General features: G+C 73.6%; 18 protein-coding genes. 14 read left to right on the forward strand and 4 right to left on the reverse strand.

What is annotated here, in order from left to right:
* The first annotated feature begins 89 nt into the window (after nucleotides 1-89).
* From CELF_RS03525 to CELF_RS03560, 8 genes are all read left to right on the forward strand, one after another.
* Nucleotides 90-1,709, forward strand: coding sequence for a methyl-accepting chemotaxis protein (locus tag CELF_RS03525; RefSeq protein WP_013769875.1), 1,620 nt, complete (start codon nucleotides 90-92; stop codon nucleotides 1,707-1,709).
* 55 nt (nucleotides 1,710-1,764) lie between these two features.
* A complete protein-coding gene (locus CELF_RS03530) occupies nucleotides 1,765-2,184 on the forward strand; it encodes a type 1 periplasmic-binding domain-containing protein (protein WP_013769876.1) in 420 nt (139 codons plus the stop codon).
* Nucleotides 2,181-3,329, forward strand: coding sequence for a protein-glutamate methylesterase/protein-glutamine glutaminase (locus CELF_RS03535; protein ID WP_013769877.1), 1,149 nt, complete (start codon nucleotides 2,181-2,183; stop codon nucleotides 3,327-3,329). The genes CELF_RS03530 and CELF_RS03535 overlap by 4 nt, the downstream gene beginning before the upstream one ends.
* Entirely contained in the window at nucleotides 3,326-4,405 is a 1,080-nt protein-coding gene (locus tag CELF_RS03540; protein WP_013769878.1) for a CheR family methyltransferase, read from the forward strand. Before CELF_RS03535 ends, CELF_RS03540 begins: the two co-directional genes overlap by 4 nt.
* The gene (locus tag CELF_RS03545) at nucleotides 4,402-4,785 is read left to right on the forward strand and encodes a response regulator (protein WP_013769879.1); all 384 of its coding nucleotides are present in this window, start codon (nucleotides 4,402-4,404) and stop codon (nucleotides 4,783-4,785) included. The genes CELF_RS03540 and CELF_RS03545 overlap by 4 nt, the downstream gene beginning before the upstream one ends.
* On the forward strand, nucleotides 4,782-5,243 hold the full coding sequence (locus CELF_RS03550; protein ID WP_013769880.1) for a chemotaxis protein CheX: 462 nt from the start codon (nucleotides 4,782-4,784) through the stop codon (nucleotides 5,241-5,243). The genes CELF_RS03545 and CELF_RS03550 overlap by 4 nt, the downstream gene beginning before the upstream one ends.
* An 85-nt stretch (nucleotides 5,244-5,328) precedes the next feature.
* The gene (locus CELF_RS03555) at nucleotides 5,329-5,691 is read left to right on the forward strand and encodes a response regulator (RefSeq protein ID WP_013769881.1); all 363 of its coding nucleotides are present in this window, start codon (nucleotides 5,329-5,331) and stop codon (nucleotides 5,689-5,691) included.
* A complete protein-coding gene (locus CELF_RS03560) occupies nucleotides 5,688-6,176 on the forward strand; it encodes a hypothetical protein (protein ID WP_013769882.1) in 489 nt (162 codons plus the stop codon). Before CELF_RS03555 ends, CELF_RS03560 begins: the two co-directional genes overlap by 4 nt.
* Here the strand turns inward: CELF_RS03560 and CELF_RS03565 are convergent.
* Nucleotides 6,140-6,418 (reverse strand): DUF2530 domain-containing protein, encoded by a 279-nt coding sequence (locus CELF_RS03565; RefSeq protein ID WP_013769883.1) that lies wholly within the window; start codon nucleotides 6,416-6,418, stop codon nucleotides 6,140-6,142. The two genes, CELF_RS03560 and CELF_RS03565, sit on opposite strands and share 37 nt — an antisense overlap.
* A gap of 10 nt (nucleotides 6,419-6,428) precedes the next feature.
* Entirely contained in the window at nucleotides 6,429-7,046 is a 618-nt protein-coding gene (locus tag CELF_RS03570; protein ID WP_013769884.1) for an arsenate reductase/protein-tyrosine-phosphatase family protein, read from the reverse strand.
* Nucleotides 7,047-7,171: 125 nt separating this feature from the next.
* On the opposite strand from CELF_RS03570, the gene CELF_RS03575 reads away from it, so the two are divergent.
* Nucleotides 7,172-8,671 carry an NCS2 family permease gene (locus CELF_RS03575; protein ID WP_013769885.1) on the forward strand — a complete coding sequence of 500 codons (1,500 nt, stop codon included), beginning with the start codon at nucleotides 7,172-7,174 and terminating at the stop codon, nucleotides 8,669-8,671.
* Between the two features lie 4 nt (nucleotides 8,672-8,675).
* On the opposite strand, the gene CELF_RS03580 is transcribed toward CELF_RS03575, so the two are convergent.
* The gene (locus CELF_RS03580) at nucleotides 8,676-9,128 is read right to left on the reverse strand and encodes a VanZ family protein (protein ID WP_041553768.1); all 453 of its coding nucleotides are present in this window, start codon (nucleotides 9,126-9,128) and stop codon (nucleotides 8,676-8,678) included.
* Between the two features lie 122 nt (nucleotides 9,129-9,250).
* On the opposite strand from CELF_RS03580, the gene CELF_RS19880 reads away from it, so the two are divergent.
* From CELF_RS19880 to CELF_RS03600, 3 genes are all read left to right on the forward strand, one after another.
* Complete coding sequence (locus CELF_RS19880) at nucleotides 9,251-9,778, forward strand: hypothetical protein (RefSeq protein WP_013769887.1); 528 nt, start codon at nucleotides 9,251-9,253, stop codon at nucleotides 9,776-9,778.
* Between the two features lie 169 nt (nucleotides 9,779-9,947).
* Nucleotides 9,948-11,810, forward strand: coding sequence for a DUF4012 domain-containing protein (locus tag CELF_RS03595; protein WP_013769888.1), 1,863 nt, complete (start codon nucleotides 9,948-9,950; stop codon nucleotides 11,808-11,810).
* A 112-nt stretch (nucleotides 11,811-11,922) separates the two neighbouring features.
* Nucleotides 11,923-12,441, forward strand: coding sequence for a hypothetical protein (locus tag CELF_RS03600; protein ID WP_013769889.1), 519 nt, complete (start codon nucleotides 11,923-11,925; stop codon nucleotides 12,439-12,441).
* 84 nt (nucleotides 12,442-12,525) lie between these two features.
* On the opposite strand, the gene CELF_RS03605 is transcribed toward CELF_RS03600, so the two are convergent.
* Entirely contained in the window at nucleotides 12,526-14,091 is a 1,566-nt protein-coding gene (locus CELF_RS03605) for a tyrosine-protein kinase domain-containing protein (RefSeq protein ID WP_013769890.1), read from the reverse strand.
* A gap of 277 nt (nucleotides 14,092-14,368) precedes the next feature.
* Between CELF_RS03605 and CELF_RS03610 the strand changes: the two genes are divergently transcribed.
* On the forward strand, nucleotides 14,369-15,859 hold the full coding sequence (locus tag CELF_RS03610; RefSeq protein WP_013769891.1) for a sugar transferase: 1,491 nt from the start codon (nucleotides 14,369-14,371) through the stop codon (nucleotides 15,857-15,859).
* A gap of 67 nt (nucleotides 15,860-15,926) precedes the next feature.
* Complete coding sequence (locus tag CELF_RS03615; RefSeq protein WP_013769892.1) at nucleotides 15,927-17,117, forward strand: glycosyltransferase WbsX family protein; 1,191 nt, start codon at nucleotides 15,927-15,929, stop codon at nucleotides 17,115-17,117.
* Nucleotides 17,118-17,259 lie beyond the last annotated feature (142 nt).

The raw sequence follows: 17,259 nt of genomic DNA on the forward strand, positions 1-17,259 counted from the left end.
CGGGTGACGTGCCTGGTGAGGCCTCACGGCGCCACCGGTGCGACCGATCGGAGAGACGACGGCGACGAAGCCCCCACAAGGAGCACGTGATGACCAAGAACTCCCGTGACGGTGCCCCGCACCGTCGCAAGAGCCTGAACGACCTCGGCATCCAGACCAAGATGCTCCTGCTGCTCGGCCTGGTGGCCGTCGTGGCGCTGGGGTCGGGCGCGTACGCGTTCACCGCGCTGCAGCGCGCCGCGCAGGACGTGGGGGAGATCGACGTCATCGCGACCGAGGTCGCGGACCTCGCCGGCGCGGTCGACGAGGGCCAGCACACGTCGCGCCTGGTCGTCGCGCAGATCGCGGCGGTGCAGAACCCGGTGGTGCGCCGCTCGTGGGTCGAGCTGCAGCGCCGCAACGACCTCGAGACGGCGGACGCGATGACCGCGTTCGGCGAGTCGCCCGTCGGCCGCAGCCTCGAGACGTGGCCGACGTTCGTCGAGAAGTACGGGATGTGGGTCGAGGTGCGTGACGAGTCGGTGGTGCCGGCGGCGCTGTCCGACGGCGACGCGTACTCCTCGGCGCTCGAGTCGATCGGCCAGCCCGCGATCGACGAGTTCGACCGTGCGTTCCGGGACGTCGAGGCGGAGATGGCGGCGCAGGTGCAGAGCACGGCGGACGCCGCGCAGGCCCGCGTCGACCGGGCCGGACTGATCCTCGGGGTCTCCCTGCTGGTCGGCCTCGCGGTGTCGCTGTTCCTCGGGGTGAAGGTCGCCGCCGGGATCCGCAAGAGCGTGTGGGACGTGTGCCGGGCGCTCAACGGCATGGCCGTCGGCGACTTCACGCGCACCGTGCCCGGCACGTCCCGCGACGAGATGGGCCAGATGCGTGACGCGCTCGCCAAGGCGCAGCGCGGCGTGCGGTCCACGCTCGAGGAGGTCCAGAAGACCGCCGACGAGGTGGCCGCGGCCGCCGAGCAGCTGTCCGCGTCGTCCAGCCAGGTCGCCGCGGGATCCGACGAGACGAGCGCGCAGGCCGGCGTCGTCGCGGCGGCCGCCGAGCAGGTGTCCCGCAACGTGCAGGCCGTCGCCGCCGGTGCGGAGCAGATGGGCGCGTCGATCCGGGAGATCGCGCAGAACGCGACCGAGGCGACGAAGGTCGCGCAGGCCGCGACCGGCGCCGCCGCGACCGCCAACGACTCGGTGTCCCGGCTCGGCTCGTCGAGCCAGGAGATCGGCAAGGTCGTCAAGCTGATCACGTCGATCGCGGAGCAGACGAACCTGCTCGCCCTGAACGCGACGATCGAGGCGGCCCGTGCGGGTGAGGCGGGCAAGGGGTTCGCGGTCGTGGCGGGTGAGGTCAAGGAGCTGGCGTCGGAGACGGCGCGCGCGACGGAGGACATCGCGCGTCGGGTCGAGGCGATCCAGGCCGACACGACCGGGGCGGTGGCCGCGATCGGGGAGATCGGCACGATCATCGCGTCGATCAACGACTACCAGCTGACCATCGCGTCGGCCGTCGAGGAGCAGACCGCGACGACCAACGAGATGTCCCGTGGGGTCGTCGAGGCCGCCACAGGTTCCGGCGAGATCGCCGCGAACATCACGGGCGTGGCCACCTCGGCCGCGTCGAGCTCGCAAGTCCTCGCGCAGATGGGCGGCTCGGTCACCGAGCTGGCCCGGATGTCCGCGGACCTGCGTGAGCGGGTGTCCGCGTTCACCTTCTGACGAAGGTGCACACCCCCCGGGTCACGGACGGCCCGGCGGTACGAAGGAGACAGGGATGTCGCGACGCAAGGCATGGGCCGCGTCGGTGATGGCGCTCGCGGTGGCAGCCGCGTTCGCCCACCAGACGGGCGGCGGGGAGCTGGACGGCGACACCCTCGCGCGCTGGCAGTCGACCCGGCTGGTCGGGGTCGCGCTGCCCGCGGTGGGCTGGCAGGAGGAGGGGGACGTCATCGTGCACCGGCTTGCACAGCTCGGGTACGGCGTGCGCGTGCACTACGCGGCCGACGCCCCCACGCAGGTCACGCAGGTACGTGCGCTGCTCGACGGTGGCGCGCACGCGCTCGTCGCCGTGCCGGTCGACTCGGGCTCGCTCGACGACGTGCTCGCGCAGGCCCGCACGCAGGGCGTCGTCGTCGTCCCCTACGACGACGAGGTCGCCCACGACGTGCAGCTCGCGCTCGGGGGCGCCGCGTGAGCCGCGTCCGGGTGCTCGTCGTCGACGACTCGGTCGTGGTGCGGCGCATCGTCAGCGACGTCCTCGCCGCCGACCCGCGCATCGAGGTCGTCGGCGTCGCCGCCAACGGCCGGCTCGCGCAGGCGAAGGTCGAGCAGCTCCAGCCCGACCTGGTGACGATGGACGTCGAGATGCCGGAGATGGACGGCATCGAGGCGGTCGCCGCGCTGCGTGCCGCCGGGCACCGCATGCCCGTCGTCATGTTCTCCACGCTCACCGAGCGGGGCGCGATCGCGACGCTCGACGCGCTCGCCGCGGGCGCCACGGACTACGTGACCAAGCCGCACGGCACCGGCTCGGTCGCCGAGGCCCTGGCGCGCGTGGCCCGCGAGCTGGTGCCGAAGATCATCGCGCTCGTCCCGCGCGACGCCGAACCCGTCGCGCCCACGGGCCGCCCGCTGCCGCGGCTCGCCGCGCCGCGCGCCGCCACGGGCGCCCCGGCGACCGCCGCACCGGCCCGGCGCCCGCTGCGCGAGCCCGCACCGCACCCGGTGCAGCTCGTCGTCGTCGGGTCGTCGACCGGCGGGCCCGAGGCCCTGTCCCGGCTGCTGCGCGGGTTCACCACGCCGCCGCGGGTGCCGGTCCTCGTCGTGCAGCACATGCCGCCCGTGTTCACGCGCCAGCTCGCCGCGCGCCTCGACCGGCTCGGCCCGACGACCGTCGTCGAGGCCGCGCACGACGAGCCGCTGCGCCCCGGGCATGTGTACATCGCCCCCGGCGACCGGCACCTCGTCGTCGACACCCGCACCGGCATGCTGCGCACCGCGCTGACGGACGCGCCGCCGATCAACTTCTGCCGCCCCGCGGTCGACGTGCTGTTCCGCTCCGCCGTCAAGGCCGTGCGCGGCGAGATCCTCGCCGTCGTCCTCACCGGCATGGGCGCGGACGGGCGCGACGGGTGCGCCGACGTCGTCGAGGCCGGCGGCACCGTCCTCGTCCAGGACCGCGCGACGAGCGTCGTGTGGGGGATGCCGGGCGCCGTCGCCGCGGCCGGGCTGGCCCACCGGGTCCTGCCCATCGACGACGTCGCGGGGGCCGTGCAGGACGTCCTGTCGGCCCGCGGCACCGACCACCGATCACCCGACCCGAGCGGAGCACCGCGATGAGCCTCGCCTCCGACGTCTTCCAGTACGTCGCCGACCTCGTCCAGCGCCGTGCGGGCATCCAGCTCGACAGCGGCAAGGAGTACCTCGTCGAGTCGCGCCTGCTGCCGCTCGCGCAGGCCGCGGGGCACGCACGCGTCGACGCCTACGTGCGGCAGGTGCGCACGAGCGCGCGGGCCGCGGACGAGCAGGCCGTCGTCGAGGCGCTGACCACGAACGAGACGTCCTTCTTCCGGGACGGCTCGCCGTTCCAGGCGCTGACCGAGGAGATCCTGCCCGGCCTGCGCCGCCCCGACGGCTCGCTGCCGCGGCTGCGCATCTGGTCCGCCGCCTGCTCGACGGGGCAGGAGCCGTACTCGATCGCGATGACCCTCGCGGACGCGCTCGGCCCCGAGACGGCCGTCGAGATCGTCGCGACCGACATCAACCAGACGGTGCTCGACCGCGCGGCCACGGGCACGTACTCGCGGCTCGAGACGAACCGCGGGCTGCCGTCGCCGATGCTCGTGCGGCACTTCGAGGCCGACGGCATGGGGTGGCGCGTCAAGGAGCCGCTGCGCCGGCAGGTGACGTTCCACCGGCACAACCTGCTCGACGCCCCGCCGTTCGTCGGCGGCTTCGACGTCGTGTTCCTGCGCAACGTGCTCATCTACTTCGACCTGCCGGTCAAGCAGGCCGTGCTCGACCGCGTCCTGGCGGCCATGCGCCCCGGCGGCTACCTCGTGCTGGGCGCCGCCGAGACGACCATCGGCCTCGACGACTCGTGGGAGCGGATCCCCGTGGGCCGCGGCGCGGTGTACCGGGCGGGGTCCCCGGGGACGGCGGGCGCGCCCGCCGTCCGCCCGTTCCTCGCCGCCCCGCGCACGCTCACGCCCGCCGCCGGGTCGATCGGGACGCTGCCCCGCCCGGCGAGCCCGCCGTCCGTCCCGGTGCGCGCGGTGCCCGCGCCGGCCGCCCCGCCCGCGGCCACGGTCCGCCCGGTCGCCCCACCCACCGTCCCCCCGGGCGCCGCACCCCGCGGCGTCCTGCCGACCACCCGCACGCCCGTGCCCGCACCCGTCCGAGGAGAGAGCCGATGAGAGCACTCGTGGTCGACGACTCGCGGACGATGCGCCGCATCGTCTCGAACGTCCTGGAGGGTCTCGGCTTCGAGACCACCCACGCCGAGCACGGGCAGCAGGCCCTCGACGTGCTCGCGCAGGACGGCGCCGTGGACCTCGTGACCGTCGACTGGAACATGCCGGTCATGGACGGTCTCGAGCTCGTCACGCACGTCCGCAAGAACCGCGACTGGCGGTCCGTCACGCTGATGATGGTCACCACCGAGGCGGAGCAGTCCCAGATCGTGCGCGCGCTCGCGGCGGGCGCCCACGAGTACCTCATCAAGCCGTTCACCGCCGAGGAGATCCGGGCCAAGCTCGACCTCCTGGGCCTCGTCCCCGTGGAGGAACCCGCATGAGCACCGACGTCGCCACCGACCAGGTCCTGCTCATCGCCCGCGACGTGTTCTCGTCGATGATCGACGGGGAGGAGGGCCACCTGAACGCGTGGGACGGCCCGACGCCCGAGGTCGAGGACGCCGTGCACGCGTGGGTCGACATGTTCGGCGAGATCAGCGGCCGCGCCGTGCTGACGACGGCGACCCCGACCGCGCACGACCTGGCCCGTGCGCTGCTCGGCCTGCCCGCCGACGAGGAGGTCTCGCACGACGACCTGGTCGACGCGTTCGGCGAGCTCGCGAACGTCGTGGGCGGGAACATCAAGGCCCTCATGCCGGACGCCGCGAAGCTGGGCCTGCCGACGGTCGCGGCCACCGTGCCCGTGCTCGACGGCGCGCTGCGCGTCCAGGAGCTGGCACTGTCGTGGCGCGGCCGGCCCATCGTCGTCGAGCTCTGGGTCCTGCTGGGGGCCGCATGACGAGCACCCTCGCGCCCCACGTCCCCTGCACCGCCGTCACGTCCGGACCCACCGGCGGGCGTGGCACCGAAGGAAGGAACCGTTCATGATCCGCGTCCTCGTCGTCGACGACAGCCGCGTCATGCGGCAGATCGTCATCCGCACGCTCCGTCAGGCCGGCTACGACTGGGACGTCCGCGAGGCGTCGGACGGGGCGGAGGCCCTGGAGGCGGTCCGCGCGGACGAGCCCGACGTCGTCCTGTCGGACTGGAACATGCCCAACATGTCGGGCATCGAGCTGCTCGAGGCCCTGCGCGCCTCGGGTTTCGAGACGCCGTTCGGCTTCGTGACCTCGGAGGGCTCGCCCGAGATGCGGGCCACGGCCGAGGCGGCCGGCGCGCTGTTCCTCATCGCGAAGCCGTTCACCGCGGACGCGTTCCGCGAGGTCATCGAGCCGGTGCTGGCATGAGCGCGCAGACGCCGCTCGCGGACGCGGTCGAGGTCCGCAGCCTGCTGGAGAGCCTCGTCGGGCGCGACGTCGAGGTGCTCACGGGGGCGTCCGCGCAGGACCCCGCGAAGGGCGACGGGTGCCTCGTGGGCATGTACGTCGACGACATCGGCGCGGTCGCCGCGCTCGTGCTGCTCGACGTGCCGCTCGCCGCGTACCTGGGTGGTGCGCTCGGCCTGGTGCCCGTGCGGATGGCGCAGCAGGCCGTCGACCACGGCGGCCTGCCGGACGGCCTGCTCGAGAACGCGAGCGAGGTGCTCAACGTCATGGGCTCGCTGTTCAACGCCGAGGGCGCGCCGCACGTGCGGCTCGAGACGGTGTTCGAGCCGGGCCACCCCGTCCCGGCGGACGTCGCGCGGCACGCGCAGGCGTTCGGGCGCCGGTGCGACCTCGACGTCGACGTGGCGGGCTACGGCAGGGGCGGGTTCTCGCTGGTCGTGGTCTGAGCGGGGGGCGTCGTCGGGTGCAGCCGCGCCCAGACGACGCCGCCCAGACCGATGACGACGCCGGCCGCGCACACGACGGCCGGCGTCCACCCGGTCGCGCCCAGGGCAGCCAGCACGCCGGTCACGAGGAGCGCCACGAACCACGTCGCCGTGCCCACGAGCAGCACGGGACCGAGGTCGACGTGCACCGGGGCGGGCGGGGTGCGCTCGGGGCGCAGCAGCTTCTCGACGAGCGACGGCACGACGCCGAGCCTACGGCCGGCGCACCGCGCCGACGACCACCTCGACGGCCTGCTCCATCTGCGCGAACACGCGCGCGTACAGTGCGTCGCTGCCGCCGATGGGGTCGGTCACGTCGTCGTCCTGCGGGGTCGCGGCGACCTGGCCGCGCTGCGCGGCCGCGAGGGGCAGCAGGGCGCGCAGCCGCTCGGCGGGGCGCGGTCCGGCCGCCGCGAGCTGTGCGGGGTCGACGAGGGGGGCGAGCCGGGCGAGCTCGCGCAGCGTGAACGTGCGGCGCACGGCCGCGGGGACCAGCTCGACGACCGCGGAGCGGTGCGCGCGCGTGAGGGCGATCACGAGGTCCGCCTCGCGGACCACGGACTCCTGGAGCTGGCGGGCCGCGAACGCGTCGGCGGCCACGCCCCGGCCGGCGACCAGAACGGCCATCTGCGGGCTGATCGGCGCACCGACGACCGCGCGCGTGCCGGCCGACCCGACCTCGACGCCGCCCGGTCCGGGCGGGCCGCCCCGGAAGCCGCCCGCGAGCCCGGCCGCGAGGAGCCGCTCGACCGCGGGGGAGCGGCAGATGTTGCCGGTGCACACCGTGAGCACGCGGAACGGGGCGCCGGGCAGGCCGGGGGAGACGGTCACCGTCCCATGATGCCGGGCGGCCGCGGACGGTCCGCGCAGGGCCACCCGGACGGCCGCGTGTGACGATCATGTTGCGGAGTGAGGGAACCGGCCGCGGTTCCCGGTCGTTCTCCTACGATGCGCGCATGGCTTCCCCCAGCGCCCCCGTCGCGCAGGACGAGCGTCCCGCGCCACCCCGCAACGCGATCGACCGCTACTTCAAGATCTCCGAGCGCGGCTCGACCATCGGCACGGAGGTCCGCGGCGGCCTCGTGACCTTCTTCACGATGAGCTACATCATCGTCCTCAACCCGCTCATCATCGGCACCGTCCAGTCGGACGGCGGCAACGGTGCGTTCCTGGGCGGCGGCGACGCCCCGAACCTCGCCGCGGTCGCCGCGACCACCGCGCTCGTCGCGGGCGTCATGTCGATCCTCATGGGCGCGGTCGCGAACTTCCCGCTCGCGCTCGCGGCCGGTCTCGGCCTCAACGCCGTCGTCACGTACTCGATCGCGTTCCTGCCCGGCATGACGTGGCCGGACGCGATGGGCATCGTCGTGCTCGAGGGCCTCATCATCCTCGTGCTGGTCCTCACCGGGTTCCGCGAGGCCGTGTTCAAGGCCGTCCCGCTGGAGCTCAAGACCGCGATCAGCGTCGGCATCGGCCTGTTCATCGCCTTCATCGGCCTCGTCGACTCCGGCTTCGTGCGCATCCCGTCGAGCCTGGCGACGCCTGTCGAGCTCGGCATCGCCGGGTCGCTCGGCTCGTGGCCGCTGCTCGTGTTCGTCGTGGGCCTGCTCACGGCCGTGATCCTCATGGTCCGCAAGGTCAAGGGCGCGATCCTCATCGCGATCGCGGTCGCGACGGTCCTGTCGATCGTGCTCGAGTACTTCCTCAAGATCGGCGGCTCGACGCCCGACGCGCCCAACCCGGAGGCGTGGAAGCTCAACGTCCCGAAGATCCCGGAGCAGGTCGTCGCGACCCCCGACTTCTCGCTCCTCGGCCAGTTCTCGCTGTTCGGCTCGGTCGAGAGGATCGGCGTCGTCGCGGTCGTCCTGCTCGTCTTCTCGCTGCTGCTCGCGGACTTCTTCGACACGATGGGCACGATGGTCGCGATCGGCGGTGAGGCGGAGCTGCTCGACAAGGAGGGCAACCCGCCCCGCACCAAGCAGATCCTCATCGTCGACTCGCTCGCCGCGGCGGCGGGTGGTGCGGGCTCGGTCTCCTCGAACACGTCCTACATCGAGTCGGCCGCCGGTGTCGGCGACGGCGCCCGGACGGGCCTGGCCGCGATCACCACGGGTGTCGCGTTCCTGCTCGCGACGTTCCTCGCGCCGCTGGTCGACGTCATCCCGTTCGAGGCCGCGACGCCGGCCCTCGTGGTCGTCGGCTTCCTCATGGTCATGCAGGTGACGGGCATCGACTGGAAGAACTGGGAGGTCGCGATCCCGGCGTTCCTCACGATCGTCCTCATGCCGTTCGCCTACTCGATCACCGTCGGCATGGGCGCGGGCGTCATCTCGTTCGTCGTCATCAAGCTCGCGCTCGGGAAGGCGAAGCAGGTGCACCCGCTCATGTGGGGCGCCGCGGTGCTGTTCGTCCTGTACTTCCTGCTCGGGCCGATCAAGACCGCCCTGGGCATCTGACGCTTCAGGCGCCCACGCGGGCCGGGGTCTCCGTCGGGAGGTCCCGGCCCGCTCGTCTGCGTGCGAGCGCGAGCGCGCCGACGCCCAGCGCGGTGCCGACGGTGTTCATGGCGACGTCCTGCACGGTCGGCACGCGTGTCGGGAGGAACGCGAGCTGCGCGACCTCGATGGCTGTCGACGTGAGCGCACCCAGCGCGACGGTGAGCCACGGCCGGCGCAGCAGCAGTGCGACGAGGAGCCCGAACGGCACGAACATCACGACGTTCGCGACCGCCTCCACGCCCGCGTAGGTGACGGCGACGCCTCGTCCCTGCAGCCACGCGAGCACCGTCCTGACCACGCCGAACGCCTCGTCGGGCGCCGGCTCGGGCCACAGCGTGACGCGCACGACGCACGCGAGGTAGACGGCGAGGGCGACGAGGAGCGCGCGGCGTGGGGCGTGGAGCAGGCGGTGCACCCGGTCACCGTAGCCGTCACGGAGAGTCACGCTCCCACTTTCCGGATGCCTCGGGCAGTTGTACGTTCGACGAGGCGCGTGCTCGCGCCACCGGCCCATGGGGGAAGCCGAGGGGGAAAAACATGAACGTTCGACGCCATCTCGCCGCCGCGCTCGTCGCAGGCGGTCTGCTCCTGTCCGCAGGGAGCGCGGCCACCGCAGCGGTCACCGACGACGGCTACCGGGCGCCGAGCGTGGTCGCCACGGTGTCCGACCCGACACCGGCGCCCGGCCAGCCGTTCACCGTGACGATCCAGTACCGGCCGTCGACGGCGGTCTCGCTCACGGTGACGTCGTCGCCCGCGTCCATCCCGGACAGCGCGATCACGATCGCGGGCACCCGGTCGCTGACCAGGACGACCGACGCGTCCGGGGCGGTGTCCTTCACCGTCACGCTCGCCCAGGAAGGCACGTACACGCTCACCGCGCGCGACGCCGCGACGGGTGCCGTGATCGCGACCGAGGTGCTCGCGGTGACCACGACCGGCACGGGCGGCACGCTGAGCTCGACCGGCGCCGACGCGCTCCCGTACGTCGTCGGTGCCGGCGCTCTGCTCGTCGTGGGCGTCGGGGCGCTGCTGCTCGCGCGCCGGCGCAGCGCCGCCCTCTGAGCGGCGCCCACGTGCGCCGACCGACGGCGCGGCCGGGGGACGACCCGGGCCGCGCCGTCGGCGTGCCGGGGCCCGCTCAGGGGCCGTGGTTACCATCGAGCCGCGTCGCGCGGCGGCGTGCCGGACGTCGCACGCCCGACGCCCGACCCACCCGAGCGGGAGGCCCTGCGTGACACACCCGGACTGGGGCGACGCCTGGTCCGCGCAGAGCGTCCCGGAGCAGCCCGCCGCCCCCGAGCCGCGTTGGCGTCGCGCGGTGCCCGCCCGGGTGCGCCGGGGACGCCGCCGGACCCGGGTCCTGCTCGGTGCCGGTGCCCTCGTCGCGGTGGTGCTCGCCGCGGCCGGGTGGCTCGCTCTCGACGCGATCGCGGCGCGCGACGCGCTGCTGTCCGCCCGCGCGGAGGTCGTGCGCCTGCAGGAGCAGGCGGCTGCGGGCGACGTCGAGGGTGCGCGGGCGACTGTGACGCGACTGCAGGACGACGCCGCGACGGCGCGCGAGCGGACCCGGGGACCGGTGTGGGCGGTCGCCGCCGTGGTGCCGTGGGTCGGCGCGCAGACCGAGGCCGTGCAGGTCGTCGCCGACGTCGTCGACAACCTCGCGCAGCACGGGCTGCCGCCGCTCGTCGACGCCGTGTCGCTCGTCGACCCGGCCGGCCTCGCGCCCGTCGACGGGCGCGTCGACCTCGCGCCGCTCGCCGCGGCCGCCCCGCAGATCGTCGGGGCCGACACCGCCGTGCAGGCCGCCGTCGCGCAGCTCGACGGCGTGGACACCTCCCGGCTCGTCGGCCAGGTGGCCGAGCCTGTGCAGGAGCTGCGCGGTCAGGTGGCCGACGTCGCCGCCACCACGTCGACCGCGGCCCGGGCCGCCGCCCTGCTGCCGCCGATGCTCGGCGCGGACGGCCCGCGGACCTACCTCGTCCTCGTCCAGAACAACGCCGAGCCGCGCGCGACGGGCGGCATCCCCGGCTCGGTCCTGCTGCTGAGCGTCGACGACGGGCGCGTCGAGGTCGTCGACCAGCGCCGCGGCGGCGAGCTCGCCGGACTCGCCGAACCCGCGCTGCCGCTCACCGAGACGGAGACCGCGCTGTTCGGAACCCTGCTCGGCACCGACATGCGCGACGTGACCTTCACGCCCGACTTCCCGCGGACCGGGGAGCTCGCGCGCGCGATCTGGCAGCAGGAGGTCGGCGGCGAGGTCGACGGCGTGCTGTCGGTCGACCCGGGGGCGCTCGCCCTCGTGCTCGGTGCCACCGGGCCGGTCACGCTCGCGGACGGCAGCACGCTGTCCCGGGAGAACGCCGTCGCCGAGCTGCTCAACGGCGTGTACCTCCGGCTGGAGGACCCGGCCGAGCAGGACGCGTTCTTCGCGTCGACGGCCGCGACCGTGTTCGGTGCCGTCGCGGGCGGGCAGGGTGACGCGGCCGGCGTCGTCGACGCCCTCGCGCAGGCCGCCCGCGAGGGGCGCCTGCTCGTGTGGTCGGCGCACGCCGAGGAGCAGGAGCTGCTCGCCCCGACCGTGCTCGGCGGGGCGCTGCGCGGGCGCGCCGGGGACGACTCGGCCGTCGTCGGCGTGTACCTCAACGACGGCACCCAGGCGAAGATGGGCTACTACCTCGACCTCCAGGTGACGGGCGAGGCGACGTCCTGCCGCCCCGACGGCTCGCAGCTCGTCGACGTGACCGTGAGCCTCACGTCCACGGCGCCCGCCGACGCGGCCGAGCTGCCCGAGTACGTCGTCGGACCGGACCGGGTCGTGCCGCCGGGAGAGGTCCGGACCAATGTGCTCGTCTATGCACCCGCCGGCGGCCGCCTCGAGTCCGTGCGGGTGAATTCCGGGGACCAGGGGGTGCTGGCCCAGGTGCACGACGACCTGGGCGTCGCGGCGCGGACATTCACTCTCGCACCCGGACAAAACGCGACGATGGACCTGGAGATCCTGACCGGAAAGTCCTCGCAAGGAAATCTGGTCATTCGTTCAACTCCTCTTGCGGGCGGTTCCGGGCCCTGGAGCATCCCTTCCAGCTGCCCGTGAAAATCGGTACCGTGACCGCGACCGCTCCTCGTGAGCGGTTGCCCGTGGGGGGAATGTCCGGAAAGACGCACCCGCACGAACGTCCGGAATTCCAACGTGGGGGAGCACCACCATGAAGACCCGTCGCGCCATCGTGACTGCGGCCGCAGTCGCCGGCCTCGTCCTCGCACCGACCGCTGCCTTCGGCTACGGCGCCGACGACTACAGCAACGACGGCACGGTGTCCGACACGACGCCCGCCGTCGGCCAGGCGTTCACGGTCACGGTGAAGGGCCCTGCGAACACACCCGTGACCCTCACGGTCACGTCGAACCCGGCCTCGCTGCCCGACTCCACGATCACGATCGCCGGCACCCGGTCGCTCACCAAGACGACCGACGCTGCGGGCGACGCCGTCTTCACCGTGACGCTGGCGCAGTCCGGCACGTTCACGCTCGTCGTCACGGACGGCGCCTCCGGCGCGGTGCTGTCGACCCAGGCCGTGACGGTGGCCGGTGCCGCCGCCCCCGCCGCGCTCAGCTCGACCGGCTCGAACGCCCTGCCGATCGCCGCGGGTGCGGGCGCGCTGCTCGCCGTCGGCGCCGGTGCGGTCGTCATCGCCCGCCGCCGCGCGCAGGCCGTGCGCGTCTGACGCGCCCCGCACCGACGAAGGGCCCCACCGGATCGCTCCGGTGGGGCCCTTCTCGTCGTCCGCCCCGCTGCGCGGGGAGCCTGCCTAGGCCGAGGGGCCGCCGCGCTGGTGCTGCGGGCCGGGCTGCAGCCCGCGTGCGCGGGCCTCGCTGAGCGCGTCGCCCGGCCAGATCGAGCCCGTCGTCGTCGGCACCGGGACCGCACCCGTCGGGGTGCCGTTGACGGGGGCGGTCGGGGCCGTCGGGGCCGTGCGCGAGCGCCGCCGGCGACCGCCCGCGCGACCCTTCGCCCCGTCCACCGCGGGCGTCGGCGAGTAGTCGTAGTACGTGTACTGGTCGCCCGCCTTGCGGTGCTGGCGGTTCAGCACGATCCCGAGCACGCGCGCGCCGACCGTCTCCAGCGAGCTCATCGACTCCGTGAGCTGGTTGCGGTGCAGCTTGTCCGACCCCGCGACCACGAGCGCGCCGCCCGTGAGCCTCGCGAGGATCGCCGCGTCCGTCACCGGCAGCAGCGGCGCCGTGTCGAGGAGCACCACCTCGTACCGCGACGTCAGTGTCTCGAGGAGCTGTGCCATCGCCTGCGACCCGAGCAGCTCGCTCGGGTTCGGCGGGATCTGGCCCGCGGGCAGCACGTGCAGGTTGCCGTTGCCCCAGGGCTGCACGACGTCCGCGACGTCCGCCCGCCCGATGAGCACCGTCGTCAGGCCCACCGAGCCCTCGATGCCCATGTACCTCGCGACCGCCGGGCGCCGCAGGTCCGCGTCCACGAGCACGACGCGCGTGCCCGCGTCCGCGAGCGTGATCGCCACGTTGATCGACGTCGTCGACTTGCCCTCACCGGGCACCGACGAGGTGACCACGATCGAGCGCGGCCGGTCCGCGACGTCGAGGAACTGCAGGTTCGTGCGCACGCGCCGGAACGCCTCCGCGCGGTGGCTGTGCGGGCTCGTCTGCACGATGAGCGGATGCTTCGGGGCGTCCTCGTCGAACGGGATCGTGCCGATCACGGAGGTGTCCGTGACCCGCGCGACGTCGTCCTCCGTGCGCACGCGCGTGTCGAGCACCTCGCGCAGCACCGCGATGCCCACGCCCAGCGCCAGGCCGACCAGCAGCCCCAGCGCCACGTTGAGCTTGAGGTTGGGCGACGAGGGCGACGTCGGCGCCGCCGCCTCCCGCACGACCGACACCTTCACCGCCGAGGCGCCGCCGCCCGCCGGGGTCTCCAGCTCGGCGATGACGTCCTTGAACTCCGCGGCGATCGCGTCGGCCATCGCCGCGGCGACCGCCGGGTTCTCGTGCGAGACGGTCACGTTGATGAGCGACGTGTTGAGCGGGGAGTCCGCCCGCACCTGGCCCGCGAGCTGCTCGACGCGCGCGTCGATGCCCATCTCGTCGATCACCGGACCCAGCACGCTCGGGCTGTTCACGAGCTGCGCGTACGACGTGACCTGCTGACGCGTGAAGTTCGCGCCCTGCAGCAGGTCGGACGTCGACGCCCCGCCCTGCACCGACACGTAGAGCTGCGTCGTCGCCTGGTACATCGGCGTCGTCGCGAGCGACGCCGCCACGGCCCCCAGCGTCGCCAGGGCCGTGATCGCGACGATCGACACCCACCGCTTGCGCAGGACGCGCAGATAGTCCTGAAGCTCCACGAATTGCCCCTCGGTCCGGCCGCAGGCCCCTCCCGGCGGCGCGCAATTGTCTCACGGCACCACATTCCTGCCCCGCCGGCAGGTCGGCACGCTGACACCGTGCCCGGCCCCTTCCACGTCCGCCGCGCGGGACCGGCGGCGGCGCGACACAATTGCGCCGCCGTGGCCTGCGCCGTCGTATCTCACGAGCGCTTCGCCCGGAATGTGAATCCGTCGCCGTGGGTAGCATGGCGCCGTTCGTGGTGTCCACCGTCGACTGGGGGAATCGGTGGTCGAGATGCGCGCCGTCCCGTCGTCGGGACCGACGCCCGGCCCGGCCGTGCCCGCCGGCGAGCGCACCGCCGCCGACACCGCGCCCTGGTGGCCCTGGTACGTCGCGCGGCTCACCATCACCGACGCCTTCTGCATCATCGTCGCCGTGGGCGTCGCCTACGTCGTCCGCTTCGACGTCCCCACCCTCGTCTCCGGCGAGTACTCCCCGTCCTACCTCGCCGTCTCCGCCGTGCTGGCGACCGCCTGGCTCGCCGCGCTCGCGATCGTGCGCTCCCGCGACCGCCGCATCATCGGCACCGGCCCCGTCGAGTACGCACGCGTCTTCGGCGCGACGTGGCGCCTGTTCGCGGTCGTCGCGATCGTCGCCTACCTCCTGAAGATGGACATCGGCCGCGGGTACCTGGCCGTCGCCGCACCGCTCGGTCTTCTCCTCATCCTCGTCAGCCGGTACGCCTGGCGTCTGTGGCTCCACCGCCGTCGTGACGCGGGCCGCATGCAGTCCGGCATCCTCGTCATCGGCCACCGCGAGAAGGCCGCCCGCCTCATCCAGGACCTGCACCGTAACCCCCGTGCCGGCTACGCCGTCGTCGGCGTGTGCGTGCCGTCGGGGGAGATCTCGACGGGGGAGACGGTCGCGGGCGTCCCGGTGCTCGGCTCGTTCGCCGATGCGGCGCGTGTCGCCGTCGCGACCCGCGCCTCCGCCGTCGCCGTCTCCGGATCGGACAGCATCACCTCGGACGCCGTCCGGCAGCTCGGATGGGACCTGGAGGGGTCCCACGTCGACCTCGCGCTCACGCTCTCGCTCGTCGACGTCGCCGGCCCGCGGGTGACGATGCAGCCGGTGTCCGGCCTGCCGTTGATGTACGTCGACGAGCCCCGGTTCACCGGTGCGAAGTACGCCGCCAAGACCGTCTTCGACTGGGTGGGCGCGACCGCTGCCGTCGTGGTCCTCTCACCGCTGCTCGCGCTCGTCGCCGTGGCCGTCGCCTGCACGAGCCGCGGCCCCGTCCTGTACACGCAGGAGCGCATCGGACGGGACGGGCGCCGGTTCCGGATGTACAAGTTCCGCTCCATGGTCGCCGACGCCCACGACCGTCTCGCGGAGGTGCTCGCCGCCGAAGGCGTCACCGAGATCGGACTCTTCTACAAGCCGAAGCAGGACCCGCGCGTCACCCGGGTCGGCCGCTTCCTGCGGCGCTTCTCGCTCGACGAGCTCCCGCAGCTCTTCAACGTCCTGCGCGGCGAGATGAGCCTCGTCGGCCCCCGGCCGCAGATCGCCGAGGAGGTCGCGCACTACGACAGGACGGCGCACCGACGACTTCTGGTGAAGCCTGGTCTCACCGGTCTGTGGCAGGTCTCCGGACGCTCCGACCTCAGCCCGGAGGCCGGTGTCCGCATGGACGTGTCGTACGTCGAGAACTGGACGCTGTTCACGGACCTCCTCATCCTCGTGCGGACGGCCAAGGTCGTCCTTATGCGGAGCGGTGCGTACTAGGCATGCCGACCCGACCGGGCGGGCTGCGCGCCCCCGCGCCCTGCGACGACACAGAGCTGAGGACGGCTTGAGAACCATCGCCTTCTACCTTCCCCAGTTCCACCCGATCCCGGAGAACGACCAGTGGTGGGGTGAGGGCTTCACCGAGTGGACCAACGTCCGACGAGCTCGCCCCCAGTTCGACGGGCACGACCAGCCTCGCGAGCCGGGCGAGCTCGGGCACTACTCGCTCACCGATCACGACGTGCTGCGACGTCAGAGCGACCTGGCGCGCGCCCACGGGGTCGACGCCTTCTGCCTGTACTTCTACTGGTTCGACGGCCGGCGCCTCCTGGAGCGTCCGGTCGAGGCGTGGCGCTCGGACCCCGAGCTGCTGCCGTACTGCTTGTCCTGGGCGAACGAGTCATGGACGCGGCGCTGGGACGGCAAGTCCCGCGACGTCCTGATGCCGCAGAGCTACCAGGCCGGCTTCGAGGAGAGACTCTTCGCCGACCTGCTCCCGCATCTCCGCGCCCCGCACTATCTCCGGCAGCACGGAGCTCCCGTGCTCGTCGTGCACCGGGCCGACCAGCTGCCTGACCCCCTCGGCACCACGAGCCTGCTCCGGCGCTTGGCCGAGGATGCCGGCGTCGGCGGGTTGCACCTCGTCGCAGCCGAGACCAAGCCCGGGCTGGATCCGCGTCCGATGGGCTTCGACGCGGTCGTCGAGTTCCCGCCGGTCGGCAGCAACACCATCCGGAACGTGCACACGGCCGCGCTGGACGGCGTCGCTCGCGACTTCCGTGGTCGCCTGATGTCGTACGAGAAGCTGGCCCGGACATTCGCGACCCGGTCCGGCGCCCCGTTCGTGAGATACCGCGGTGTGACGCCCGGGTGGGACAACACGCCCCGGCGGCAGGAGCGCGCGACGATCTACGTCGGTTCGACTCCCGAGCTCTTCGGCGCGTGGGCTTCGCGCGCGCGGAAGGCGGAGGAGGCGCAACGGGGCCGCGACGGCTTGCTCTTCGTGAACGCGTGGAACGAGTGGGCCGAAGGGGCGTACCTGGAGCCCGACACGCGGCGCGGGCTCGCGTACCTCGAGGCGATGACCGCGGGGTCGTCCGTCCCGTCCTCCGCGAGGTCCCGCTCCGCGTCGGGACGGCGCACGTGGACGCGCCCGCAGCTGTACAGCGTCATGCTCGCGGCACTCGGGTCCGCGCTGAAGTCGGCGAGATCGGTCGTGCGCCACGTCGAGCGGCTGCGCCGGGGCTCGGCGTGACGGCGGTCCGTGGCGCCCGCGCCACGGTCGGGGCCCCGTCCTCCCGGCCCGAGCGCAGCCCGGCCGTCGGCAGTCTCTATCGCGCCGTGCGCAGCCCCTATGCCGCGTTCTGCCTCTGGGTGGTCCTCGGCGCCGCCCTCCT

This window comes from Cellulomonas fimi ATCC 484 (assembly GCF_000212695.1).
Taxonomy (GTDB): domain Bacteria; phylum Actinomycetota; class Actinomycetes; order Actinomycetales; family Cellulomonadaceae; genus Cellulomonas; species Cellulomonas fimi.